The sequence below is a fragment of the Macrococcus capreoli genome (genome assembly GCF_025628935.1).
In the GTDB taxonomy this organism is placed as follows: Bacteria; Bacillota; Bacilli; order Staphylococcales; family Staphylococcaceae; genus Macrococcoides; species Macrococcoides capreoli.
Map to the genome: position 1 here is coordinate 1 of NZ_JAOTIS010000014.1, position 24193 is coordinate 24193.

The window sequence follows — 24193 nt, forward strand, 5'->3', positions numbered from 1 at the left end:
AGGACTTATTCCAATCGGTAAGGTGTTTAAAGGTGTAGGTAAACCGGCATTAAATATGATGTCGAAGACAGCTGGAAAAACGACTGCAGGTCAGTTGATGAAGAGTGGTTTGAAAAATACGACAAATATGACGACGAATAGACTAATCAAATTAAAAACGTCATATAAAGTGATGATGGATAAAGCGAATGTTGGCTATCGTGTTGCCAGTGCGATAGAGCGTCTGGAAGGTAAGAAAGAAGCCATAGAGATGGCAGGGAAATCGTGGTACCGCGGTCAGAAAGAACGATTGATTAAATATGTAGATGAGAAGATGGTACCTCAGGTGCACAACATCGCATATAAAGGCGCGAATCACTACAACAAAGTGAATGAAGCACTTAGTAAACTAGGGATGGCACCAAAGTATGCCTATGCGGGGATTGGAACAGAAACTGCGAAGAAGATTACGAAGCAAGATATCGATCGGTACATTCAGAAAGCCAGTGCGAAACTGACGAATAAAGGAACAAGCACAGCGGTGAAATCTGGAACAGAAGGTTCTATTAGTCTCACAAAAAATAAAGGTAAGCCATTAAAAGTAGATGATAAAGATGCGCACCTCATTACAAGGGTGGAATACACAGAAAAAGAACATATGATGTGGAAGAATGGGAAAGCATTAAAGCCAAATGTTGAATATGTCACACCGGAAGGTCATTTATATCGTACTGATGATTTAGGTAGAATTAAGTATGTTGAGGTTGATAATCTATATCTTAAAAAAGGTAAGCGAAAACCGCATATGCAGAGAGTAGTGGGCAGGATATTTAGACGTAAAGATGATGATGGTGGTCATTTAATTGCTTTGCAATTTTCTGGCAGTGGAGATATAGATAATCTTGTTGCGATGCATAGTGGCATTAATAGAGCTGGTGGAGAATGGTATGAAATGGAGAAAGACTGGGCAAATGCCTTAAAAGAGATTCCACCAAAACAAGTAAAAGTGAAGATAGAACCTGTGTATAGTGGCGATTCATTGCGACCGGATAGATTTAAAGTTCGCTATACTATTGGCGAAGAAAAGCATTTTAAAAATATAGTAAATGAGGGGTAAGAAAATGGAACTATTAATTAATAAAAAAATTATAGAAATCGTAGAATATGTGAATGAAATGATACCAGAAGAATGGGACGAGTTTTATGTCAATGGCGATATTAATGGAGAAGAAGGTGGAATATTCTTTTACTATAGAATCAATGATGAGTGGATATATAGTCATGATATGTATGAAATTTACGAAGGATATTCAAATGAACAGTATGAGGAAGATTGGTATCAATTGTTTGATATAGCAGTCGAACTCCAACAAATCTTCCGTGATCATGATCAACCAATTTGGTCAAATGTCATCTTACATGTAGATGAAAACATGAAGTTGACAACAGAGTTTGATTATGCAGATTGGTCAAATACCGAAAGATATGGAATGCCATCTCTTTACTTGGCTTTCTTTAAGTATTTTTATTTAGGAATTAACCCAACGAGATTTACTATTGAAGAATTAAATGAAATGAAAGCATTTAAAGAACGAGAGAACAGTAAAATTAACTAAGGTGTTTACGATGAGAGTAAATAATCACTTTAATAATGCCGAATCAAAATTGAGGTAATAAAATGGAACAATTAATAAAGAAATAATATTAAACAGAAATTAAAAATTATGAAAGAAGCAGCACTTGAAGAATTGAAATTTACAAAATATTTCAATGCAAAAAAATTGAAACATTTTTTAATATTGATCAAAATTTTAAATTTAGTGATATTAAAAATAAAATAAAAAAATTAGATTTTTCAAAAGCAAATTTAAAGCAATTAATGATAAATAATGCTAAATCATATAAGAAAAACTTAACCAACTTAGGTAAAAATATTTCAAACACTGCTAAAGGTGATTTTAAAAATATTGTAAAAGATTTTAAAAATGTAAATAAGTTAGGGAAATTATCTAAAGCAATGAAATATGGTGGAAAAGTATTAAAACCTTTAGGTGTGCTTTTAGTTATTCAAGAAAATGAAAGTATAAAGGATACACAAAAACGACTAGTTAGTACGGGTGTAGATTTTGTTGCAATGTCTGGTAGTGCAGCAGCAAGGGCTGCTGTAGGTGCGGCAATAGGTGGACCAGTGGGTATAGTTGCTGGAATTGGAGTAGGAATTGCAAGTGATATAGTACTTAATCATGAAATAGGTGGAAAATCTATTAAAAATCATATTAAAGATGGAATTAATAAAGGGATAAATAAAGGAAAAGAAATTGTCGGTAATATTTCAAAAGGGTTTGAAGGATTTGGTAAAAAATTTGGAAGTATTTTCGGAGGTTAACAAATATGAATAGGAAATATTTAGAAGAACTGAAGTTTGAAGCATATCATAATTTCAGAGGGATAGATTGCTTATACGCATATTTAGTTGTATTTATTGCATTAATAACGGGTGTTCTACATATTATTTTTAATGATACTACTATCTTTATGTCATTCCCTATTCCTGTTGTGATGACCTATATCACTAATATTATTTTATTTTCATTAGTGATTCACATTTGGAACAATACTATAGCTTTTGACATAGAAAAGTTAGAAAAGAATTTTAGCATATTTAAAGAGATAAGCGTGTTTATAATTCAAATGTTGGTCGTGTATTTTATGCCGATTACTAGTACTATATTTGGTTTTGCATTTATGAATTATGACGGAATATATGATAATCATCAACTAGTAGAATTGATTCAATTTACATTAGTATTGATGTTTATCAATATATTATTTTTAATGCCTGTCAACCGAAATACATATAAATGGCAGAATATTGTATTGGCAATTCTCTTTTTAGGTTTATACATTTATTATTACTTTACTCATAATGCTTTTTTACACAAGATGGACAAAATTGCAAATTTCGAAGTATTTTCTTTGTATCCGATATTAGTATTGTTATCCTTTGTAATTTCATTAAGAATAGGTGGCAATTTCTTTGCTATGCTGATGAAATTCGGATATTGGAATAAAAGAGAATGGGAAGAACATATTAAAAAATAAAACGTAACAACATAAATATGAAGTAGTGATTAAATGGAAAAGTCAGCATTTATTCAACTGAATTGTGCGGTATAGGAAAAAATTAGGTAGTGTTTTTGGAGGATAATTATGAAAAATAATTATTTAAATCAATTTAAAGAAGAATCATATGAATCATTTAGAGGAATTGATGTACTTTATGTATATCTAATAGTGATAATTTCTGTTGGGGTAGGATTTTTACATATTGTATTTAATGATATAGCAATTTTTAAATACTTCCCTATTTCGGCTATAATATCATACTTATTAAATTTGTTGTTATGTATTTTAGTGTTTTATATTTGGTATAACAGAAGTTTTAGTAGTGGTATGGAATTAGAGAAAAATTTCAATATAATCAAAGAATTATCAATTTATTTTTTACAGTTTATTGTACTTTATTTTATGCCAATAACATCACTATTACATGGTTTTGCATTTATGAATTATGAAGGATTATATGAATTTAATTATTTTTTGGAACTTATCAAATTTACATTTATTTTAATGATCTTAAATATGCTGATTGTTATACCTACTACAAGAAATATGTTTAAATGGCATAATATTCTACTTTCATTATTATTATTTGGTGTTTATTTATTTTATTATTTTAAAAATAATCACTTTTTATATGAGATAGATAAGACAGCTAATTTTGAAGTGTTTTCAATTTATCCTTATATTTTGTTTGTAACATTCGTTATGTCATTCCGAATTGGTGGGAATTTCTTTGGTATGCTCATGGACTTTGGATACTGGGATAAAAAGTTTAATGATGAGTTTAATCGAAAACATTTTAGTGATGAAGAAGAAGGAAAAGTCAAACGATAGGAGAAAAATTAATGGAAAAATCAGCGATTATTCAACCTAATTGTGCGGTGTATGAATTTATTGATTCGAATCAGTCATGGATGGAAGAGCTTAAGGATGTATATCATCATTTTATATTAGAAGATGCATTTTTAGTTGGTCCAATTATATTCACAAAAGAACCTTATGGTATTGGAGAAGAGAAAATTACGGTTTATTTACCCTTAAACGATGAAATTGAGCCAATAGAATCACTCAATCTCAAGTTTGAGCCATTATTTACTGTGATTCCTACATTAAGTGAAAAGTGTTTTGAAGAAGAAGAGTTTGAAATCATTTATGAAGCAATTCGTCTTGTATGCAAAGAAAATAACTTAAAACTAACAGATCAACCGTTCTATCATACGATGGCCGATTACATGGGTGGCTATGTATTTGAAGTTCATGGTCAGATAGATGTAAGTGAGTTGTAAATATGAATTTAAATGTTGGAGAACGATTAAGTTACAGAAATGTTATTCGAAAGATATATTATGATATTTCAAATGACAGCCTACAAGAGACGATTGAACAATTTCTTTCAAACTTAGAACACTTAGGAGTAGATCCGAATGGTCCGTTAATTTATAACTATCAACGCATTTATAAAGATGGTAGTTATGATATTGAAATGATGATTCCAGTTACAGATATAGTAACTGATTACACTGAAGTTCAATTTATGAGTTATTTGCATATTACCGATATGCTTCATTCTAGATTTAAATCGAAAGATTTTATTAAGGAAGAACGTCAAGTCATGAAGACAATTGTCGATTACGTTAATGATAATGGATTGATGGTGGTGTCACCGTATTATCATATCGTTAATCGAACAACAGGTAACATTGAAATAAAAGTGAAAGTTTCAACTTATAGAGATTAAATTATATTGGAGGAATTAATTATGGAAAACTTAAGAAAAGAAGATGGAAAGAAATTATTAATTTGGGCGTGGGTGTGTGTCGTTTGTATTATCATTTCACCATTATTTGCGATTGGCGGGATTATATTAGGAAGCAAATATAAGAAATATGATCAAAAGAAAGGAAGTCAAATTATTACAGCATCAATCATTGCGGGTGTATTAATGATTTACTTCAATTTTAAAATTCTTTCGGGTATGTAAGATTGTGTATTTAAGAATAGGCGATAAGTAATCTTCTTATCGCTTTATTTACAAGTGTAATTGTGTGAAAAATCAAAAAAGGTGATAAAAAATGTTATTAGTTTATTTATTAGTGAGTATCTTAATGTTTCATGCGCTCTATATCATTTCAGGTTTTATGAGTGCGAAAGCGATAGTATTTTCTGTTGTGTTAAACATCATTTGTATTTCAATATATTTATTTGTAATGACGATACCAGGATTTATTAGTAGTGAATTATCTGAGTTTATTGCGTATATAGCAGCTACGATATATTTCTTTGCAGGTGCGTTATGTTGGTTCCCGCATTCTGATTATGAAAAGCTAAGACAAGAACAGGATCCAGAAACAATTGAGAAGATTGAAGATGATATACAGCTTTATAAATATGCAAGGTTCGTTTATACCATCAATGCAGCAATTATATTAGCGAGTATTGTATATTTTAAGAACTATGAAACACAGGTTACTGTCGTATCACTAGCGTATTACATGGCGATACTGAGTATTTTAGGGGTTGTAATTGATCTGATTATTACGATATTAAACTTTAAAAATAAGAAGCGTTATCAATTTAGATTTTCAAAGTACATTTTAATTTATATATGGCTATTTTTATCGGCGTATTTAATCCTTTTATAATTTGGCAGGAGGGTTGATATGACAAAAGAATATATATTTAAATTTGAAGATTATTATGCAATGTTCAAAAGTAATTATTTATTGCCATTACTTAGTCTAATGTATTTAATATTAATATTCCACAATATTTTGGATTATTTTGCTATCGGTTTGGGATGGCAAGATATGCCAAAATATCACCAATATTATTTAATATTTATTTTTAGTTGGATTGGATTAATGATTTTACATCAAGCTTTTTGTGTAGTATTCCCTATATTTAGGGATGAGACAAAATTTACATGGCCAAAAATCTTTGTGGATTTATTAATGGTTCAGAATTTTTAATATTTTCTTATCATTTTAAAATCATGACAATGAAAGAGAATGTGAAAGTAATAAGATAAGTAAATTATAAATAGAAAACGATAAGTTGAACATCTTATCGTTTTTTCTCTATCACAGTTGATAATGCAGAAAAATGGCAATAAGGATTTTTCCAAGAAATGAAAGTATTTAAAGAACAAGAAAACAGTAAACTCAATTAATATTTCAGCGATAAGAGTCACTTATCGCTTTATAGTATCACTTCGAATTAATGAAGGAGAATAAAATGGAACAATTAATTAATAAAAAGATTATCGAAATTATTGAATATGTAAATGAAATGATACCTGAAGAATGGGACGAGTTTTATGTCAATGGCGATATTAATGGAGAAGAAGGTGGAATATTCTTTTCCTATAGAATCAATGATGAATGGATTTATAGTCATGATATGTACGATATTTATGAAGGATATACAATGGAGGAATATGAAAAAGATTGGGATACACTATTTTATTTAGCAGTAGACCTCCAACAAATCTTCCGGGATCATGACCAACCAATCTGGTCTAAAGTAATCCTACATGTGGATGAAAATATGAAGTTAACAACTGAGTTTGATTATGCGGATTGGTATAACTCTGAATATGTAGATTATGAGTATATGGATTACTTTAGAGATGAATATTTAAATCAGCCGCCAAAACATGTAGGAATGGATGTTGTCCAAGAAATGAAGGCATTTAAAGAACAAGAAAACAGTAAACTCAATTAATATTTCAGCGATAAGAGTCACTTATCGCTTTATAGTATCACTTCGAATTAATGAAGGAGAATAAAATGGAACAATTAATTAATAAAAAGATTATCGAAATTATTGAATATGTAAATGAAATGATACCTGAAGAATGGGACGAGTTTTATGTCAATGGCGATATTAATGGAGAAGAAGGTGGAATATTCTTTTACTATAGAATCAATGATGAATGGATTTATAGTCATGATATGTACGATATTTATGAAGGATATACAATGGAGGAATATGAAAAAGATTGGGATACACTATTTTATTTAGCAGTAGACCTCCAACAAATCTTCCGGGATCACAATCAACCGATTTGGTCAGATGTAATTATACATATTGATGGAAATATGAAATTGACAACTGAGTTTGATTATGCAGAATGGGATTATAGCAGATATAATGAGTATCAAAAAATGGATTTTTTCAGACATGAATATTTAAAATTACCACTTGAAGATATTGACGAAGCTTTTTTTGAAGAAATGAAAGCCTTCAAAGAAAGAGAAAACAGTAAACAACAGTAATACAGAATCAGAAATAATAACATGATTCCTCTGTGTTGATTTTATGTAAGTGGTAGTTTAAGAGATGTATTCAATTCATTATAGAACAAGGCGCTTTCTACTAGTTATCGCATATTGGTAAAAATTTATGAAGGAATCGATGGTTAATTATTAGAAATAAATATTTAGAAGAAGTTAAATGGAAATCATTTATTAAATTCAGAAGATTAGATTCGCTTATTATTTATATCATTATTTTATATGTTATAGCCATGCAGTGCCTACTATTTTATTTTAATGGTAGTTACATTTTCAGATATATTCCTATATATGTTAGATAAATTTGTATACTGGAATAAGAAATTTAATGATGAGTTTAATCGAAAATATTTTAGTGATGCGGAAAAGTAATTTATTTTCCAATATTAGTGATTGTTTTATTTAGTTTTAATTTTTTCTGATTGCCCATATGCGACAAATCCCTCTTTTTATTAACATTTATATCCGTTTCAATAACAACACTTACCATTGGGATAGTAATTCGTCAGTAAAAATAGTAATTATATACGTTTCACTTAAGTAATACAAAAATCGATTTACAACTTTATGTAAATCGTTTTTTTTGTGAGCATACTAATATTTAATTTTAATTGGAGATTAATTCAGACTAGATGTTTGATGCTGATAAGTGTTAATTGAACAACATTTCTATATTTTAACATAATTCCAATAAGTCAATTTACTTAAAAATTGTAAATTGATATGATATATGTATAGATATTTTATATAAAGATTGCTATTTACCGGAATAAAATTTTGTTATGATGCAATATACCAACGATACATTAATGAGGTGATAATGAAAAAATATAAAAAAGGGTTACTTATTTTTACATTTTTAATGATTGTATTAATAGCAAGCGCAATTATTATTCCTAAAAATATAAATCCAAAGATCGAACAAGCATTTGAGAAACATTTGTCGATTTACCCGGTGAAAAGATTAGAAGATTTTTACGATTTGGAAGGGTTTAGAGACAAAGAGTTTGATCAAAAAGATAAAGGTACTTGGGTATTAGAATCGAGTTTCACCAAAGCGTTCAAATATAAGGGACCAGTAATTACTCATAAAATAGTACTTTATTTAGACAGAAATAAAAAAACTGGTGAAGGGCAATATAGCTATAATCTGGATTATCATGAATTAGGTGGATATGAACAACACACTTATAACGTTGAATTGAAAAATAATCACTTATACATTATCAATAGAGCTGATGATTTAGAAAAGAAATTTGTAGAAAACTTCAGGTTCCTTGTGCAGGATAAAAAATTCGAGCAATTGAATAAGTATAAATTGATTAAAACTAACTATATTCCAACTGTCCCAAAATACAGTTCTGTATATCAACTGGATAAAAATAACGAGATAAATCGATGGGTACAAAATCGTTATCATATGGCTCCAAAAGCTGCGACGTTATATTTAGAAGGGTTGGTAATTTTAAAGGAAATAGTAGCGGGGATTTCTTTTTTGAAATTAGATACCGTGACCAGGAAGACTATTATTTTAGAGAAAGGATCAATTACCGACCATCAAATGAGTAATAACCGCAAACACAATCACAATTTTGAGCATTTACTTAATATAGTGAATGAAGTCAATAAATGAAAGGGTTGAGTATATGTCTCGTAGAAAACTTAATGCTGCTTGTATCGTTGTTAGCTTAATGATGTTAAATACAGGATGTTCCAATATCGCCATAACAAAAGATCAAAAAGTTGAACAAGCATTTGAGAAACATTTATCGATTTATCCTGTGAAAAGTTTGGAAGATTTTTATGATATGGAAGGGTTTAGAGACAAAGAGTTTGATAAAGACGATAAAGGGACGTGGGTGTTAAGTTCAAAAATAGTAACACAGTCAAATAAAAATGCTCCATTAGATGTGAAAGGAATTGTGTTATTTCTAAATCGTAATAAGCGTGAGGGATATGGAAATTTAAGGTATGCAACTGTTTATGATGATCATAGTAAGTATAAAGAAACAAAATACAAAATTGAATATAAAAATAATCGATTATTTTTAAAAGATAAAGCAACTAGTGAGGTAAAGCATTTTGTAGAAAACTTTAGATTTCTAGTGCAAGATGAACAAATTGGTGATTTAAGTAAATTTAAAAAGATTGATAGTACTTATAATTCCAATGTTCCTCTATACACATCTGAATATCAATTGGATAAAAATAATAACATAAACCAATGGGTCCAAAACCATTATAATTTGGCAGAAAAAGATGCAACGCTTTATTTAGAAGGTACGGGTGATTTGAAAGGAAGTAGTACGGGCGATTTCTATTTTGAAGTTAGAAACAGTAAAAAACAAGGAGATAATTGCTATTTTAGCGAAAGTATTACTTATCAGCCATCAAAATAATTGCGAAAGTTTTAACGTATTTGAAGAAAAAGGAGCAGATATGATGTCTCGTAGAAAACTTAATGCTACTTGTATCGTTGTTAGTTTAATGATGTTATTACAAGGATGTTCCAATATCGCCATAACAAAAGATCAACAAGTTGAACAAGCATTTGAGAAACATTTATCGATTTATCCGGTGAAAAGTTTGGAAGATTTTTATGATATGGAAGGGTTTAGAGACAAAGAGTTTGATAAAGACGATAAAGGGACGTGGGTTGTGAGTTCTAAAATAGCTATACAAAAGGACGACAGTTCACCACTAGTTTCTAAAAATATTTATCTATTCTTTAATAAAAACAATAATAAAGCTACTGGTAAATTTGTATTAAGTAAAATCTATGAGGATTTTAGTAAAAATACAGAAAATGAATACAGAATCGCTTACAGCAATAATAAGATTGAATTACTCGATAATGCACCTAAAGAAGTAGAACTGTTCTTAAAAGATTATAAATTTTTAGTTGAAGAAAAATCATTCAAATCACTTAATAATTTACCTAAAATAAGCTCTAGGCATAATGATAATCTTCCACTTTATTCTATTAACTACTTAATAAAACAAGATAATGAAATAAACAAGTGGTTACAACAAAAATATAAATTTATGAAACAAGATGCCATTATGAATATTGAAAATAGCGGAGAATTAAGTAATTCTAGTCTTAGTAACTTCTATTTTAAGGTTCGATATAAAGGTAAAAAGGAAGAAATTCAGTATTTTAGAGAAAGCATAAATTTTAAACCATCAAAAGGGGGATATTAATGAAATTACAAATAGATGAAAATATTGATTATCAATCAGAGGCTACTAGTACAGTTTCAAGTATCTCCTATTCAATAGAGAATGCTCTTTTTAATAAAAATACCAAGAGAGAAATTTTTGATTTCATAAATGATATTAAAAACGAAAAACATTTCCCCAAAAACCTCACTTTCATCGATGCACATTTAGATGAAGCAAATGGTTTATGTGCGAGCGCTTTTTTAGATGATAAAACAGGTAAGGTTATTATTGGTCTTACAGGTACTAATAACGATACTTCATTATTACATGCGACAAAAGATTGGATAGCTAATGCCAATATCGCCCTTTCGGTAAGGAACGCGAAAGATCCATATTACAAACCAACTCAAGCATTTATCGAAAAGATTGATAAAAAATATGATATAGACACATTTACTGGACATTCTAAAGGCGGGCATGACGCAATAATATTAGGCCTACATAATAAAGTAGATAATATTGTCGTCTATAATTCAGCTCCTGTATATCATGAAGAAGCTCCCAATGTACCATTTTTATTCCCGACTGAACGACAGTTAGACATAACTATGAAACATTTATTCGACAAATGGAGTGAAGAAGATAATAAAATTTACTCAGAAGATTTACTTGCTATGGAACCTGAAAGCAGAAAAAAGCTAGAACAACAGAACTTGAAAAAATTAAAATCAGATATAAAGAATTATAAAGGAAATCTAACATGGTTTGTTACAAATCATGACTTCTTAAATTGGATTAATATAAATACAGGAAGTACAACTGCTGGTAATAATGTCTTGATTGATAATGAACTTGGACATGGTATGAGTAGCTTTCATGGTAAGGATGCCCAAACTGTTATTATGCAATCATTAATGAATCCAACAAAAGAATTTATCTCCAAAACGCAAACAGCGATTTATGAAAAAGCCGTGAAGCATAACCTTCAAAAATTAGATCAACTTTCAATAAGGTTAAGCAATAGCGGAAGTTTCACTAGTAATCATCAAATCATGTTAGATAAAGTTACATCGTTTGTTATTGTATCAGGATACAAAAACATTATAGAAGAATTTATTAAATCATTAACATCTGAATATGAAAAATGTATTGAAAAATATAAATTGAATTGGTCAGGAACTATTGAAAATGCTAATTTCATAGGAGATTGTTTGTCAAGTTACGAACAAATTGAAGCACTTGAGCATGGTGGTGCAACAGAACATAATGCTTTAAATGAACCTGTAGAAAAAATAGAAGAAAAGATATCAAAATTAAAATCTTTTAATCATGATTGTATAGCATCTCTAGAAAAAATTGAAAATAGTATTAAAGACATGATTGAAAAAGACGAAACTTTATCACATGATTTTGGGGTGTTCTTATGAGCAACAAATATTATAAACTGCAAATGCTTGAAGAATCTTACTACGATCAACAAAGAGAAGTTGATAAAATGATTGATGCATTGTTAGAGATGAAACATCAAGCTTTAAAAAAAAGAGAGCAGATATACGATAAATGTCAGTATCTATATTCTAAAGGTGAATTATTACAAGGTTATCAACATAAATTGGACGGTATATTAATGCATTATCATGATAATGTTCAAAGATTAATTTCAAATGAACTAAATGTATTAGAAGAATATCGAGATGAAAGTCGCAAAACATTTAGAAAATCATATGATTTAATGATGGAGGAAAAAGATGAATGAATTTACACTCGATAAGCAAATAGAAATAAATGCAAACCTTAAAATTATGGAAATAGAGAGACATACTGAAAAATCAACGATTTCAAATATTATTGCACCAGCTTGTACCGAAAAAAGAAATGAGATTAATGAATTTGTTATCAAGTTAGAAACACAAAAAAGTGAAGAATTTAACAATGATCTACATAGATTTATTAATAATTTTAAAGACAAGAATAATGGAATGTGGGTTGATAGTGCAATGACTGAAATGGAGAATAATATTCAAAAGTTTAATGATATACTCCATTAAATATATGAACACATTAATAAGAAATAGAATTTATTATACTATTTAGTTCGTTAGTTCGCAATAGTACCGAGAAAAGCGAACTAACATCAACAATTTATAGTCTAGGCAACAATGTACACAAGAAATCCAGGTAGTTAGTTCGCAATAGTACCGAGAAAAGCGAACTAACGTCAATAATTTATAGTCTAGGCAACAATGTACACAAGAAATCCAGGTAGTTAGTTCGCAATAATACCGAGAAAAGCGAACTAACGTCAATAATTTATAGTCTAGGCAACAATGTACACAAGAAATCCAGGTAGTTAGTTCGCAATAATACCGAGAAAAGCGAACTAACATCAACAATTTATAGGTCTAGGCAACAATGTACACAAGAAATCCAGGTAGTTAGTTCGCAATAGTACCTAGAAAAGCGAACTAACGTCAAACAACATCTTACTATCATCATTTACTACAACGATCAATCCACGCAAAAAAGAGGTTGAAACATAAGTGTTTCACCTCTCGTGAACACCTTATATTTCAACCTCATCGATTAAGATTACCCTCTAAACGTAAATCCGCCTTTTGCTTCAATCTCAGCAGATTTCTCACCAAACTTCTTAAAGTTCTCCTGGAAACGAAGTGCTAAATCTTTCGCTTTCTCATCATACGCATCTTGAGAAACCCACGCATTACGTGGCATTAAGATTTCTTTCGGCACACCAGCCACTGAATTCGGAACATATAATCCGAAAATAGGATCTTGTGTAAATTCAGAGTTCTTAATTTCTCCACTAATCGCACGACGAATCATTGAACGTGTATGTGTTAAGTTCATACGGCTACCAACTCCGTACTCTCCGCCAGTCCATCCTGTGTTCACTAAGTATACATCTGAACCGTGTTTGTCAATTAGATCACCTAACATATTTGCATATACTGTTGCATGTAATGGTAAGAATGGTGATCCAAAGCATGTAGAGAATACTGGTTGTGGGCTTGTAACACCACGTTCAGTTCCCGCTAATTTAGATGTAAATCCACTTAAGAAGTGATACATTGCTTGTTCTTTCGTTAATTTAGAAATTGGAGGTAATACCCCAAAAGCATCTGCAGTTAAGAAGATGATCGTTTTCGCGTGTCCTGCAATCGATGGTAATACGATGTTATCAATATTTTCAATTGGGTAAGCAGCACGTGTATTTTCTGTTAATGATTTATCTGTATAATCAGGGAACCCTTTGTCATCTACTTTAACGTTCTCTAAGATGGCACCATATCGAATTGCATCATAAATTTGTGGTTCTTTCTCACGTGATAAATCGATTGTTTTCGCATAGCAGCCACCTTCGATATTGAAGACACCATTATCGTTCCAGCCGTGCTCATCGTCACCGATTAATTTACGATGTGGATCTGCTGATAAAGTCGTCTTACCTGTTCCTGATAATCCGAAGAATAACGCAACGTCTTTATTCTCACCAACGTTAGCTGAACAGTGCATACTCATAACACCGTGTTTTGGTAATAAGTAGTTCATAACACCGAAGATACCTTTTTTCATTTCACCGGCATATTCAGTTCCACCGATTAAGATGATTTTATGTTTAAAGCTTGTCATAATGAATGTTTCTGATTTCGTACCATCAATTTTTGGATCTGCTTTAAAGTGTGGTGCAGAGATAATTGTGAAGTCCGGGTCAATTAAGATGCCTTCATTATATGTTTCTGGACGGATGAACATTGTACGTGCGAATAAATTGTGCCATGCTAATTCGTTAATCACACGTAATTTTAATTGTGTTGCAGGATCTGCACCTGCATATCCATTGAATTCATAGACTTTTTCTTTTGTCCCTAAGTAGTCTAATACGCGGTCTAATAGTTTTAAGAAGATGTCTTCTGAGATAGGTTGGTTAATAGTGCCCCAGTCAATCACATCTTTTGTTTCTTCTTCTTCAACGATAAATTTATCTTTAGGTGATCGTCCTGTATATTTACCAGTTTCTGTTCTCACAGCGCCAGACTCTGTAAGAACACCTTCTCGGTTTGCAAGAATTTCATTGATCAATTGCGTTCTTGATAATTGGTTTAATACAGTGTCGCTCTTTAATAAGCTGTCTAATTTAGCAAAGATTTGTTCGCTCATTTCAAGGTCCCCCAAGTTTATATTTTCTGCTAATGTAAGCAGTTTCATGAAATAGTATAACACAAGGTAACTGGTGTTACATTAAATATCAAAAAAATTTTAACAGCACACAATTATTCAGAAAATTTGGGCTTCATTTAGAAAAGTTGACAGCTTACAAAAAGTTTAGTATTATCTTACTTGCGGATTCTCTTATCCAGAGTGGTGGAGGGACATGGACCCTGTGAAGCCCAGCAACCCTTAACATAGAGGTTAAGTAAGGTGCCAAACCGTTTGCAGACAGTTGTCTGAACGATAAGAGTAGAATGGACTAATTATGTTTATTAGCCTTCTCTCTTAAAGGAGAGAGGGCTATTTTTAATTTTGTAGCTTGGACCGTAAAAATATATATAATAGGAGTGTTTATACATGACAGATCGTAAATTATTTACATCAGAATCAGTAACAGAAGGACATCCAGATAAGATTGCTGACCAAATTTCAGATGCAATCTTAGATGCGATTCTTACAGGAGATCCAAAAGCACGTGTAGCGTGTGAAACTTCAGTAACAACAGGTATGGCGTTAATCGCTGGTGAGATCACTACTTCAACTTATGTTGATATTCCTAAAGTGGTACGTGAAACAGTTAAAGAAATCGGTTATACACGTGCTAAATTTGGTTATGATTATCAAACGATGGCAGTACTTACTGCAATTGATGAGCAATCACCTGATATCGCACAAGGGGTTGACCGTGCGTTAGAAGACCGTGGTAACTTATCAGATTCAGATATCGAATCAATCGGTGCGGGTGACCAAGGTTTAATGTTTGGTTTCGCATGTAATGAAACAGAAAGCTTAATGCCGTTACCAATTTCATTATCACATGAATTAGCACGTCGTTTAACTGAAGTACGTAAAAACGGTACTTTAGATTACTTACGTCCAGATGGTAAAACACAAGTTACAGTTGAATATGATGAGAACGGTAAACCGAAACGTATCGATACAATTGTTATTTCAAGTCAACACCATGAGAAGATTGAATTAGAACAAATTCAAGCGGATATTAAAGAACACGTGATTAAACCGGTTGTACCAGCTGAATTAATCGACGAAGAAACGAAATACTTCATCAACCCAACTGGCCGTTTCGTAATCGGTGGTCCTCAAGGGGATGCTGGTCTTACAGGTCGTAAGATCATCGTAGATACTTACGGTGGTTATGCACGTCACGGTGGTGGTGCATTCTCTGGTAAAGATGCGACTAAAGTTGACCGTAGTGGTGCTTATGCAGCGCGTTATGTTGCGAAAAATATCGTAGCAGCAGGTTTAGCTGATAAATGTGAAGTACAATTAGCTTATGCGATTGGGGTAGCACAACCAGTATCTATCTCAGTTGAGACTTACGGTACTTCTGAGTACACTGAACAACAATTAGTTGACGCAGTACGTAAAACATTTGATTTACGTCCAGCGGGTATTATCCAAATGTTAGATTTACGTCGTCCAATCTACAAACAAACAGCGGCTTACGGTCACTTCGGTAGAACAGACGTTGATTTACCATGGGAAGCAACAGATAAGATTGACGCATTAAAAGGAAATTTATAATATCGTTATCTGAATGGCGAATGAGCCGAGTAAGATGACTATTGTTCATAAGACACCCCTAAAGTTTGTATTTCAAACTTTAGGGGTGTTTAATTTGGGAAGAGATGCGTTGGGGATCGGGATAGACCGGGGAAAGTGCCCAACAAGAAATCCACATAGTCACATACCTAGCGCTATAATTGTACAAAAAAACCGTCCCTTCAATCGGGACGGTAATCGTATTATTTTGCTTCAGTTGTAGCTTCTTCAGTAGTAGCGTCTTTAGAACCTTCTTCTGTAGTCGCTTCTTCAGTAGTAGCGTCTTTAGAAGCTTCTTCTGTAGTTGCTTCTTCAGTTGTTTCGTCTTTCTTAGCTTCCTCTGTAGTTGCTTCTTCAGTAGTAGCATCTTTCTTAGCTTCTTCTGTAGTCGCTTTGTCTTCAGTTGAAGCGTCTTTCTTTTCCTCAGTACCGCAAGCACCTAATAATAATGCTGACGCGAAAGTACCTGCTAATAATAAACGTTTATACATTGCCATGGTATCATCCTCCGAGAAATATGTTTAGTCCAAATTTGATTTAGGACACTTAAATTATTTCACATCAATGTTAATTTAGAATTTATATTTCATAAATATTTGTTAAAGTTTGTTCAGAATATTAATTTATTATTAATTTTTTTAATTAGAGTAAACTTTCACAAATTACTTTTGTATTTTCAATGAAGTTATTTAAAAAGTTCATTATAATGAAAGAAATACAGTTAGAAAGGTGAATGAAATGTCAGGTTTAGATGGAAATGCATTATTATATGTACTAATCGGATTAGGTGTACTTGCATTGATATTCTTTGTGTTGTGGCTCATCTCTTTATCAAGTAAGAAGAAAGCGATGGCACGTCAGGAAGAGGCTTTTCGTAAGGAACAGAAAGAAAGATCAGATCGATATCACGAAGAGAGCGAGAAAGCGCGTTTATCTTACAAGAAAGAATTAACGGAGCAGAAAGAAACGTTACAAAAATCAATTGACGAAAAAGCATTACATATTGAGTCATTAAAGATGTTCTCTAAAGATAAGGGAGAGTATTTAACAGATTTAACGTTAATTCAATTAAAAGAACAATTCATTCAGGATGAGCGTATTCGACCGGAAGATATGCATGTGCTTGCAAATATTTATATTCCGGGTAAACGTGTAAAGAGTACAGATAAGTTAGACCACGTTGTTTTAACACGTACGGGTATTTATTTAATTGATTCAAACTACTGGACGGGTCATATTTACCACGGTGTAAGCCAAATGCAATTTGATGGTGAGCCTGTGTTTGAAGACGTGTTTAAAATTTTAGGGCTTGATCCGTCAGTTGAACAGACGATTGTATTAGATAAGAACAAAGACGGTCATGCGACGTTCAGATCGTATCATCATGATTTAGAAACGTTAAAGTTAAAAGCGGAACGTTTAGAGAAAGTATTTGAATTGCCTTATCCTGTTACGCCAATTGCCTATTATAATGCAGAAGGTGTCGGTAGCGAACAATTCACAAACTTCTCTCGTGATAACAGTGTAAAAGTGATTGTAGGAGAAGAGGAGTTACAGATGTTCTTTGAGAAGTTTGTATTCCACGGCAGATTCCAGTATAAAGTTGAAGAATTAGAAAATATTATGGATAGAATTGAACATTTAAATCCATAATTCAATCAAAAGAAAAATTAAATATTAAAATAAAATACAATACAAAAAGGCTGTTACAAGTAAATCTGTAACAGTCTTTTTTTACACATATTCAATACTATCAATCGAAATATTAGCACCATTTTTATTTAAGTTTTCAACATGGACTTCACCCCAATGGCATAACATTGATAATAAATCATCTAACGTATGACCATAGTCTGAGATTTCATATTCAACTTTCGGTGGCACTTGATTGTATACGATACGATTAATAATCCCATCTGCTTCTAATTCACGTAATTGCTGCGTTAGCATCTTTTGTGTAATGTTTGGTATCTTTCTTTTCAGTTCAGATGTGCGGTGTTTACCGTGCTTTAAATGACACAAGATTACTGGCTTCCATTTACCGCCAATCACTGCGATTGTTGCTTCCACACCAATATTATAATGCTCTTCCATTATTAAAACCTCCTAAGGTACTTTTTGGTACCTATAGTACATTAAAGTACGTACTATTATTAATTAATTGTTGTGATTATAATAACACATATCAAACTTATTCGGAGGTTATTTATGAAAAATTATCAATTTGCATTGCTCGCATTAGCAATTGCAGCATTTAGTATTGGGACAACAGAATTTATTAGTGTCGGATTATTACCGCTAATTTCAGATTACTTTAACGTATCAGTCGCTTTAAGTGGCTTAACGGTATCACTGTATGCGTTTGGTGTCACAATCGGTGCGCCAGTCATTACGACGATGACGAATAAAATACCGAGAAAGCAATTATTAATGTATATCATGCTCGTATTTATTGCAGGGAATTTACTTGCTGCATTTAGTCCAAACTTTATCATCTTATTATTCGCGCGTATCTTTACTGCATTTAGTCACGGTGTATTTATGTCAATCGCAACAAAGATTGCTTCTGATATTGTACCACCATCGAAACGTGCATCAGCTATTGCGATAATGTTTACTGGATTAACAGTAGCGACGATTACAGGTGTGCCAATTGGAACATTTATTGGACAACGATTAGGATGGCAATTGGCGTTCATCTTTATTAGTGTGATTGGATTCATTAGTTTATTATCAGTTCTTAAGTTCGTACCGAAAGATTTAGAACAACCTCAATTAATTGCGTTATCAAAACAACTTGGAGTCTTAAAAGAAAAACATTTATTAATGGTGTACTTAATTACAGCATTAGGATACGGTGGATCGTTCGTTATTTATACTTATATTACCGAGCTACTAAGTAACGTGATGGGGTATAGTGAAGACGCGATTGTCATCATATTAATCATTTATGGTGTGATGGTAGCAATCGGCAACACTTTAGGTGGGAAATTCACGAATACGAATCCAGTTCAACGATTAATTATTATTTTCTTAGTACAAAGTGCAATGTTATTTATCGTAGGGTTAACAACATCGTTACATACAATTGGATTAATCGCCATCTTAGCATTAGGGTTATTATTCTTTATGAATGTCCCTGGATTACAACTAATCGTAATGCTATTTGCTGAAAAGTATACACCACAAGCAGTGAACTTTGCATCAAGCTTAAATATATCAGCATTTAACATTGGTATTATGTTAGGCACATTTATTGGAGGTTATGTCGTAGAAAGTTTAGACATCACAATTGCACCGTATGTGGGTGGAGCAATTGTATTAATTGCAAGTTTCTTAATGTATGTATTGCATAAAATGCCACAATCAAGCGCTGCTGTTCAAGTTGATTGTTAAAAATGAAATATTAAAAGTAAACTTTAAAGAAAAAATAAAGTAAATACTAAATTGATATAAAAATAAAAAAATCCCAAAGTGAAATTTTCACTTTGGGATTTCATTATATTAAGCTGATTTACGTTTGATTAAGTAAAGTCCTAATCCGAATAATCCGATTGCAGCTGCACCCGTACCTGCTGCTTCACCAGTAATCGGCAATTGATGTGCTGTCTCTTTGTCTGTTTGTGCTTTAGCGTCGTGTTGAGATTTATCTTTTTGTTTAACAGCTTGGTCAAATGGAATGACATTATCATGCTTCACTTCAACAGACGCTGCAGGTGTGTCTTGTATGCTAGTCGGTTGTTCCGTAGTGACAGTTTCAATCGTATCTTCTACCATCGTAGCTTCATCAGTTGGCGCTTCTGTTGTAGGTGTTTCTGTTGTAGCTTCATCAGTTGGCGCTTCTGTTGTAGGTGTTTCTGTTGTAGCTTCAACTGTTGGCGCTTCTGTTGTAGGTGTTTCAGTTGTTACTTCACCCGGCACATTTTCACTTGCAGTGCCTGCTAAGATACGTTGTAATTCAGTTGATTGATATGCTGTCATATCAGCTGCCTTGAAGTAATTGCGAACGACTGTATCTAATGATGGTCCTTCTTCACGAGGGCCGCCTAACATTGTATAGCCGTCACCACCAACAGCTAAGAAATCATTTGTTACGACTTTATAAGTCTTATCTAATTGAAGCGGTTCAAATTTGTTCGTTTGTTTATTTAACACTTCAATCGCATAGACACGTTCACCTGCAGGCTTTGTTAAATCATAATGAACTTTAATTGATTTAGAGATGTGTAAGAACGCACCGTTCGCATCTAAACCAACTTGTCCGTCTTTCTCAATTGTTGGTGCACTTAATGCATGTTCAAACATTGCAACAACATCTGTTCCTTTTACTTGAATTTGCGTGATAGTGTTACCGAATGGTAATACTTTAATAATATCACCTACCGTAACATCTTTATTGCCATCGATAGATGCACGAATACCGCCACCGTTCGTTACTGCAAAGTCTCCTGCTGTATCAAATCCAGTTTCACTATACGCTTCCATAGCATCGGCAATCGCATTTCCTAAGTTCGTTTCGCGTGTACGGACGTCGCTTCTTTCACCTTGTAACGGTACTGGGTTGTGGAACACAACTTCAGAGGTTGCTTTTCCGAAGTTTGCTTTTGCTGTTTCAACAATAGCTTTCACTGCTTCATCCTGCGTTACATCTTTCGTATCTGCTTCTTTAATCATTGATGCAGTAATGTTAGTTGCATTTTTACCTTGTAAGTCAAACGTAACTTTACCGATATTCGCTAATGCCGTACCTGTTTGTGCAAGTAATGCTGTATTCTTTAACTGACCATTTTCAATGACTGAATGAGAATGACCATCTAATACGATGATTGCATTGTTTAAGAAATCTTTGTTGCTTGCTAAATTGTTCATTAAGTTATCGCCACGCCATTCAAGCTTCGTCGTGCTATCGATACCTAAATGACTTAAAATGATAAATGCATCCACTTGGCCTTGTAATTTCTTCATTTCAGCAGTAACAGATGCTACCGGATCTAAAAATGTTACGCCAAGAATATTATTCGGGTGTGTCTTTGTTGCCGTTTCAGGTGTTGTTACACCGATAACGCCAAATTTCTTACCGTTCTTTTCAATAATTGTAGAAGGTGCAAAGACGCTTTTTCCGTCTTTATAAACATTTGAACTAATAATCGGGAAATTTAATAATTGTTTATATTGCATTGCCATTGCATATCCGAAATCAAATTCGTGGTTACCAACCGTCATTGCATCATAGCCAACAGCGTTCATCGCTTTCGCCATATCTGCGCCTTTAGAGAAGTTTGATAATGGTAACCCTTGGAATGCATCCCCTGAGTCAAACATTAAAGTAGGTTGTACATTGTCTTTAATCGTTTTTAATTTTGCCATTCCAATTACTCGACCATCTTCAGCATCTAAACGGCCGTGCATATCGTTTGTGTGCAAAATAGTGACAGTATCAGGGTTTGTTGTACCAGGTGCAGCTGTTGTCATCATCGGCGCTTCAGTAGTAGCAGCTTCCGTAGTATTTGCTTCCGTTGTTGGCACTTCAGTAGTAGCTACTTCGGTAGTAGCAGCCTCAGTTGTAGGTGCAGCTGTTGTCGGTACTTCTGTTGTTGGCACTTCAGTTGTAACCACTTCAGTTGTCGGTACTTCAGTCGTCGGCGCTGATTGAGTTACTGCAGCAAATGCAAACGGAGCTGGAAATACCATCGCGATAATCAAAGTTAACAATAGAATGAAAGATGTAATGCGTTTCACTGTATGACCTCCAAAATTATTTTAATTACATTAATATAATAAAGGATAAGTCGATCAATCGGCATGTTTAATTTGAAAATTTACATTAAATTTACAATAACCTTAAAAATGATACATATATGCAAATAAAAAGAGGAGCGGCCCTAATATATACGTAATGCATAAGTAAATAACTGCGAGCGATTTTCGCTGCTCAAATAACTGTAGCACTTCAACATTAAACGTTGAATATGTCGTAAAGCTCCCTAAAAAGCCGGTACCGAGTAATAACATTGTCGTTTGGTCAAACCGTGCGACAATGCCAAGGCAACATGCACCACATAAATTGATGAGCAATGTGCCTAATGGATAACGACCATTGATTTTCTGACTCATAAAATATCGTAACATCGCACCGAACGGGGCACCGATTGCAACATAGAGCATTAACAATCACCTCGCTTATTACCCATTATTATGCCAGCTTTCATACCTATCGACGCACAGATGAGGCCACCGAAGATAGAAATCAATAAATACAGTACTACAAAACTATATCGATGCATTAAATATAAATCAATCACATCTTTACTCAGTGCAGAGAATGTCGTAAAGCTACCTAAAAAGCCAGTCGTGATACCCGTCTGAATCACTTTCGCTATTTGCAGCTGCTTAAAATAAGTCGTACAGAACCCTAAACAATAAGCACCAGCTAAATTAACGATGATCGTATACATCGGTGCATCAATCCATAAGCTCAAACCATATCGACTACATGCTCCGAGTATACTGAATAGTGCAATCCACAAATAAACCATAAAAACCTCCAAATTAAAAAGGACTGACGAATCAATCCTTAAATCACACCAAATCTAAATAATATACTGATCAGTTGTAGCACAATAACCATTAAAATTACAAATGGCCATAACTTCGCTAACTTCAATAAACCGCTGGAAATGTCCTGGCGTTGCTTTAATGCTTTATCAATCATCATAATACTTAAAATTAATAAAATACAGCTTGCTAAACCGGTAAACAATATAATAGAAGTAATTGAACCAAATAAAATATTTAAAACAGGGTTATAACCATTACAAAAAATACTCAGGACAACAAAGAAAATAGAAAAATAGACATATTTATTTGCTTTCATGAAAGGCCTCCATTCATTAATCAGTTTATTTTACCATAGGAATGGGAATGAAATATATCACTTTGTCAGATTCGTCATAAATTCCTTCAAAAATACATGATGTGATGTTCAATCAGTAGCAATCATAAGCGGGATATGATTATAATAAAGAAGTGAAGATAAATATTCTGGAGGAATAAAAATGAACAATTTAAATGTACAAGTATTTGCGGATGGTGCGGATATCGAACAAATGAAGTCGGCGTATGCGAATAAGACAGTAGATGGCTTTACGACGAATCCATCATTAATGGCTAAAGCGGGCGTTGAAGATTACAAAGCATTTGCTGAAGCGGCGGTAAAAGCTATTCCTGATGCATCCATCTCATTCGAAGTGTTCGGTGATGATATTGAAACGATGGAGAAAGAAGCGGCAATTATCCAGGCTTTCGGTGAGAACGTATTCGTTAAGATTCCGGTTGTGAATACGAAAGGCGAATCTATGATTCCGTTAATTAAGAAGTTATCTGAACAAAACATTAAATTAAATGTAACTGCTGTTTATACGATAGAACAAGTAACAGATATCGTTAAAGCAATTAAACCAGGGGTTGAAACGTATGTATCAGTATTTGCAGGACGTATTGCAGATACAGGTGTGGATCCAATGCCGTTAATGCGTGCTGCTGTGAAAGTATGTCACGACAAAGAAGGCGTGAAGTTATTATGGGCATCTTGCCGTGAATTATTTAACGTCATTCAAGCGGATGAAATTGGATGCGATATCATCACTTGTCCTGGTGACGTTGTGAAGAAGATTCCAAACATCGGCCGTGATATTAATGAATTATCTGTCGATACAGTACAAGGCTTCGCGAAAGATATTCAATCTAGTGGGTTAAGTATTTTATAATAATTAATATTATTTATCGCTGAACAGTTTCCTGTTTAGCGATTTTTATTTATATCATAAATGTCTGAAAAA

29 protein-coding genes and 1 riboswitch are annotated in these 24193 nt (G+C 32.7%); of the genes, 22 read left to right on the forward strand and 7 right to left on the reverse strand.

The window, feature by feature from the left end:
* The 18 genes from OCL94_RS10450 to OCL94_RS10535 all read left to right on the forward strand — a co-directional run.
* The coding region (locus tag OCL94_RS10450) for a DNA/RNA non-specific endonuclease (RefSeq protein ID WP_262996863.1) at positions 1 to 1096 on the forward strand (1096 nt) is incomplete at its 5' end.
* A gap of 4 nt (positions 1097 to 1100) precedes the next feature.
* The gene (locus OCL94_RS10455; protein WP_262996864.1) at positions 1101 to 1595 is read left to right on the forward strand and encodes an antitoxin YezG family protein; all 495 of its coding nucleotides are present in this window, start codon (positions 1101 to 1103) and stop codon (positions 1593 to 1595) included.
* 263 nt (positions 1596 to 1858) lie between these two features.
* Positions 1859 to 2365, forward strand: coding sequence for a hypothetical protein (locus tag OCL94_RS10460; RefSeq protein ID WP_262996865.1), 507 nt, complete (start codon positions 1859 to 1861; stop codon positions 2363 to 2365).
* A gap of 5 nt (positions 2366 to 2370) precedes the next feature.
* A complete protein-coding gene (locus tag OCL94_RS10465; RefSeq protein WP_262996866.1) occupies positions 2371 to 3081 on the forward strand; it encodes a hypothetical protein in 711 nt (236 codons plus the stop codon).
* Between the two features lie 108 nt (positions 3082 to 3189).
* Positions 3190 to 3936, forward strand: coding sequence for a hypothetical protein (locus tag OCL94_RS10470; RefSeq protein WP_262996867.1), 747 nt, complete (start codon positions 3190 to 3192; stop codon positions 3934 to 3936).
* A gap of 11 nt (positions 3937 to 3947) precedes the next feature.
* A complete protein-coding gene (locus tag OCL94_RS10475) occupies positions 3948 to 4388 on the forward strand; it encodes a DUF5085 family protein (RefSeq protein ID WP_262996868.1) in 441 nt (146 codons plus the stop codon).
* A 2-nt stretch (positions 4389 to 4390) separates the two neighbouring features.
* The gene (locus tag OCL94_RS10480; protein WP_262996869.1) at positions 4391 to 4840 is read left to right on the forward strand and encodes a DUF5085 family protein; all 450 of its coding nucleotides are present in this window, start codon (positions 4391 to 4393) and stop codon (positions 4838 to 4840) included.
* A 21-nt stretch (positions 4841 to 4861) separates the two neighbouring features.
* Positions 4862 to 5083: a hypothetical protein gene (locus OCL94_RS10485; RefSeq protein ID WP_262996870.1), complete on the forward strand. Its 222-nt coding sequence runs from the start codon at positions 4862 to 4864 to the stop codon at positions 5081 to 5083.
* A 91-nt stretch (positions 5084 to 5174) separates the two neighbouring features.
* Positions 5175 to 5744, forward strand: coding sequence for a hypothetical protein (locus OCL94_RS10490; RefSeq protein WP_262996871.1), 570 nt, complete (start codon positions 5175 to 5177; stop codon positions 5742 to 5744).
* Positions 5745 to 5762: 18 nt separating this feature from the next.
* Positions 5763 to 6071, forward strand: coding sequence for a hypothetical protein (locus OCL94_RS10495; protein WP_262996872.1), 309 nt, complete (start codon positions 5763 to 5765; stop codon positions 6069 to 6071).
* Between the two features lie 265 nt (positions 6072 to 6336).
* Entirely contained in the window at positions 6337 to 6825 is a 489-nt protein-coding gene (locus OCL94_RS10500) for an antitoxin YezG family protein (protein ID WP_262996873.1), read from the forward strand.
* A 65-nt stretch (positions 6826 to 6890) separates the two neighbouring features.
* A complete protein-coding gene (locus OCL94_RS10505; RefSeq protein WP_262996874.1) occupies positions 6891 to 7379 on the forward strand; it encodes an antitoxin YezG family protein in 489 nt (162 codons plus the stop codon).
* An 838-nt stretch (positions 7380 to 8217) separates the two neighbouring features.
* Entirely contained in the window at positions 8218 to 9030 is an 813-nt protein-coding gene (locus tag OCL94_RS10510) for a tandem-type lipoprotein (protein WP_262996875.1), read from the forward strand.
* A 13-nt stretch (positions 9031 to 9043) separates the two neighbouring features.
* Complete coding sequence (locus OCL94_RS10515) at positions 9044 to 9796, forward strand: tandem-type lipoprotein (protein ID WP_262996876.1); 753 nt, start codon at positions 9044 to 9046, stop codon at positions 9794 to 9796.
* A complete protein-coding gene (locus OCL94_RS10520; protein ID WP_262996877.1) occupies positions 9720 to 10601 on the forward strand; it encodes a tandem-type lipoprotein in 882 nt (293 codons plus the stop codon). The genes OCL94_RS10515 and OCL94_RS10520 overlap by 77 nt, the downstream gene beginning before the upstream one ends.
* Positions 10601 to 11989, forward strand: a complete 1389-nt coding sequence (locus tag OCL94_RS10525; protein WP_262996878.1) for a hypothetical protein — start codon at positions 10601 to 10603, stop codon at positions 11987 to 11989. Before OCL94_RS10520 ends, OCL94_RS10525 begins: the two co-directional genes overlap by 1 nt.
* Positions 11986 to 12318, forward strand: a complete 333-nt coding sequence (locus OCL94_RS10530) for a hypothetical protein (protein ID WP_262996879.1) — start codon at positions 11986 to 11988, stop codon at positions 12316 to 12318. The genes OCL94_RS10525 and OCL94_RS10530 overlap by 4 nt, the downstream gene beginning before the upstream one ends.
* On the forward strand, positions 12311 to 12610 hold the full coding sequence (locus OCL94_RS10535) for a hypothetical protein (protein ID WP_262996880.1): 300 nt from the start codon (positions 12311 to 12313) through the stop codon (positions 12608 to 12610). The genes OCL94_RS10530 and OCL94_RS10535 overlap by 8 nt, the downstream gene beginning before the upstream one ends.
* Before the next feature lie 541 nt (positions 12611 to 13151).
* Here OCL94_RS10535 and pckA read toward each other — a convergent pair.
* On the reverse strand, positions 13152 to 14741 hold the full coding sequence (gene pckA / locus OCL94_RS10540; protein ID WP_262996881.1) for a phosphoenolpyruvate carboxykinase (ATP): 1590 nt from the start codon (positions 14739 to 14741) through the stop codon (positions 13152 to 13154).
* Positions 14742 to 14930: 189 nt separating this feature from the next.
* Positions 14931 to 15042: riboswitch (SAM riboswitch) on the forward strand.
* Between the two features lie 107 nt (positions 15043 to 15149).
* Between pckA and metK the strand changes: the two genes are divergently transcribed.
* Positions 15150 to 16337, forward strand: a complete 1188-nt coding sequence (gene metK, locus OCL94_RS10545) for a methionine adenosyltransferase (RefSeq protein ID WP_262996882.1) — start codon at positions 15150 to 15152, stop codon at positions 16335 to 16337.
* A gap of 221 nt (positions 16338 to 16558) precedes the next feature.
* On the opposite strand, the gene OCL94_RS10550 is transcribed toward metK, so the two are convergent.
* Complete coding sequence (locus tag OCL94_RS10550; RefSeq protein ID WP_262996883.1) at positions 16559 to 16852, reverse strand: hypothetical protein; 294 nt, start codon at positions 16850 to 16852, stop codon at positions 16559 to 16561.
* A gap of 241 nt (positions 16853 to 17093) precedes the next feature.
* On the opposite strand from OCL94_RS10550, the gene OCL94_RS10555 reads away from it, so the two are divergent.
* Positions 17094 to 18008 carry a nuclease-related domain-containing protein gene (locus OCL94_RS10555; RefSeq protein WP_262996884.1) on the forward strand — a complete coding sequence of 305 codons (915 nt, stop codon included), beginning with the start codon at positions 17094 to 17096 and terminating at the stop codon, positions 18006 to 18008.
* A gap of 81 nt (positions 18009 to 18089) precedes the next feature.
* Here OCL94_RS10555 and OCL94_RS10560 read toward each other — a convergent pair whose 3' ends face one another.
* Complete coding sequence (locus tag OCL94_RS10560) at positions 18090 to 18449, reverse strand: winged helix-turn-helix transcriptional regulator (protein ID WP_411268502.1); 360 nt, start codon at positions 18447 to 18449, stop codon at positions 18090 to 18092.
* A 114-nt stretch (positions 18450 to 18563) separates the two neighbouring features.
* On the opposite strand from OCL94_RS10560, the gene OCL94_RS10565 reads away from it, so the two are divergent.
* A complete protein-coding gene (locus OCL94_RS10565) occupies positions 18564 to 19751 on the forward strand; it encodes an MFS transporter (RefSeq protein WP_262996885.1) in 1188 nt (395 codons plus the stop codon).
* Between the two features lie 108 nt (positions 19752 to 19859).
* Here OCL94_RS10565 and OCL94_RS10570 read toward each other — a convergent pair whose 3' ends face one another.
* From OCL94_RS10570 to OCL94_RS10585, 4 genes are all read right to left on the reverse strand, one after another.
* Positions 19860 to 22094, reverse strand: coding sequence for a 5'-nucleotidase C-terminal domain-containing protein (locus tag OCL94_RS10570; RefSeq protein ID WP_262996886.1), 2235 nt, complete (start codon positions 22092 to 22094; stop codon positions 19860 to 19862).
* A 102-nt stretch (positions 22095 to 22196) separates the two neighbouring features.
* Positions 22197 to 22520, reverse strand: coding sequence for a fluoride efflux transporter FluC (locus tag OCL94_RS10575; RefSeq protein ID WP_262996887.1), 324 nt, complete (start codon positions 22518 to 22520; stop codon positions 22197 to 22199).
* Entirely contained in the window at positions 22520 to 22891 is a 372-nt protein-coding gene (locus tag OCL94_RS10580) for a fluoride efflux transporter FluC (RefSeq protein ID WP_262996888.1), read from the reverse strand. Before OCL94_RS10580 ends, OCL94_RS10575 begins: the two co-directional genes overlap by 1 nt.
* Before the next feature lie 38 nt (positions 22892 to 22929).
* Entirely contained in the window at positions 22930 to 23229 is a 300-nt protein-coding gene (locus OCL94_RS10585) for a hypothetical protein (RefSeq protein WP_262996889.1), read from the reverse strand.
* Positions 23230 to 23410: 181 nt separating this feature from the next.
* On the opposite strand from OCL94_RS10585, the gene OCL94_RS10590 reads away from it, so the two are divergent.
* The gene (locus OCL94_RS10590; protein WP_262996890.1) at positions 23411 to 24121 is read left to right on the forward strand and encodes a transaldolase; all 711 of its coding nucleotides are present in this window, start codon (positions 23411 to 23413) and stop codon (positions 24119 to 24121) included.
* Positions 24122 to 24193 lie beyond the last annotated feature (72 nt).

Excerpts from the sequence above, each read along its gene's own strand:
- OCL94_RS10515 (WP_262996876.1), top strand. The coding sequence starts at position 9,044 with ATGTCTCGTAGAAAACTTAATGCTGCTTGTATCGTTGTTAGCTTAATG.
- OCL94_RS10475 (WP_262996868.1), top strand. The coding sequence starts at position 3,948 with ATGGAAAAATCAGCGATTATTCAACCTAATTGTGCGGTGTATGAATTT.
- OCL94_RS10555 (WP_262996884.1), top strand. The coding sequence starts at position 17,094 with ATGTCAGGTTTAGATGGAAATGCATTATTATATGTACTAATCGGATTA.
- OCL94_RS10505 (WP_262996874.1), top strand. The coding sequence starts at position 6,891 with ATGGAACAATTAATTAATAAAAAGATTATCGAAATTATTGAATATGTA.
- OCL94_RS10460 (WP_262996865.1), top strand. The coding sequence starts at position 1,859 with ATGATAAATAATGCTAAATCATATAAGAAAAACTTAACCAACTTAGGT.
- metK (WP_262996882.1), top strand. The coding sequence starts at position 15,150 with ATGACAGATCGTAAATTATTTACATCAGAATCAGTAACAGAAGGACAT.
- OCL94_RS10485 (WP_262996870.1), top strand. The coding sequence starts at position 4,862 with ATGGAAAACTTAAGAAAAGAAGATGGAAAGAAATTATTAATTTGGGCG.
- OCL94_RS10465 (WP_262996866.1), top strand. The coding sequence starts at position 2,371 with ATGAATAGGAAATATTTAGAAGAACTGAAGTTTGAAGCATATCATAAT.
- OCL94_RS10500 (WP_262996873.1), top strand. The coding sequence starts at position 6,337 with ATGGAACAATTAATTAATAAAAAGATTATCGAAATTATTGAATATGTA.
- OCL94_RS10510 (WP_262996875.1), top strand. The coding sequence starts at position 8,218 with ATGAAAAAATATAAAAAAGGGTTACTTATTTTTACATTTTTAATGATT.
- OCL94_RS10575 (WP_262996887.1), bottom strand. The coding sequence starts at position 22,520 with ATGCTCTATGTTGCAATCGGTGCCCCGTTCGGTGCGATGTTACGATAT.
- OCL94_RS10535 (WP_262996880.1), top strand. The coding sequence starts at position 12,311 with ATGAATGAATTTACACTCGATAAGCAAATAGAAATAAATGCAAACCTT.
- OCL94_RS10470 (WP_262996867.1), top strand. The coding sequence starts at position 3,190 with ATGAAAAATAATTATTTAAATCAATTTAAAGAAGAATCATATGAATCA.
- OCL94_RS10580 (WP_262996888.1), bottom strand. The coding sequence starts at position 22,891 with ATGGTTTATTTGTGGATTGCACTATTCAGTATACTCGGAGCATGTAGT.
- OCL94_RS10525 (WP_262996878.1), top strand. The coding sequence starts at position 10,601 with ATGAAATTACAAATAGATGAAAATATTGATTATCAATCAGAGGCTACT.
- OCL94_RS10495 (WP_262996872.1), top strand. The coding sequence starts at position 5,763 with ATGACAAAAGAATATATATTTAAATTTGAAGATTATTATGCAATGTTC.
- OCL94_RS10585 (WP_262996889.1), bottom strand. The coding sequence starts at position 23,229 with ATGAAAGCAAATAAATATGTCTATTTTTCTATTTTCTTTGTTGTCCTG.
- pckA (WP_262996881.1), bottom strand. The coding sequence starts at position 14,741 with ATGAGCGAACAAATCTTTGCTAAATTAGACAGCTTATTAAAGAGCGAC.
- OCL94_RS10480 (WP_262996869.1), top strand. The coding sequence starts at position 4,391 with ATGAATTTAAATGTTGGAGAACGATTAAGTTACAGAAATGTTATTCGA.
- OCL94_RS10590 (WP_262996890.1), top strand. The coding sequence starts at position 23,411 with ATGAACAATTTAAATGTACAAGTATTTGCGGATGGTGCGGATATCGAA.
- OCL94_RS10550 (WP_262996883.1), bottom strand. The coding sequence starts at position 16,852 with ATGGCAATGTATAAACGTTTATTATTAGCAGGTACTTTCGCGTCAGCA.
- OCL94_RS10560 (WP_411268502.1), bottom strand. The coding sequence starts at position 18,449 with ATGGAAGAGCATTATAATATTGGTGTGGAAGCAACAATCGCAGTGATT.
- OCL94_RS10490 (WP_262996871.1), top strand. The coding sequence starts at position 5,175 with ATGTTATTAGTTTATTTATTAGTGAGTATCTTAATGTTTCATGCGCTC.
- OCL94_RS10565 (WP_262996885.1), top strand. The coding sequence starts at position 18,564 with ATGAAAAATTATCAATTTGCATTGCTCGCATTAGCAATTGCAGCATTT.
- OCL94_RS10530 (WP_262996879.1), top strand. The coding sequence starts at position 11,986 with ATGAGCAACAAATATTATAAACTGCAAATGCTTGAAGAATCTTACTAC.
- OCL94_RS10455 (WP_262996864.1), top strand. The coding sequence starts at position 1,101 with ATGGAACTATTAATTAATAAAAAAATTATAGAAATCGTAGAATATGTG.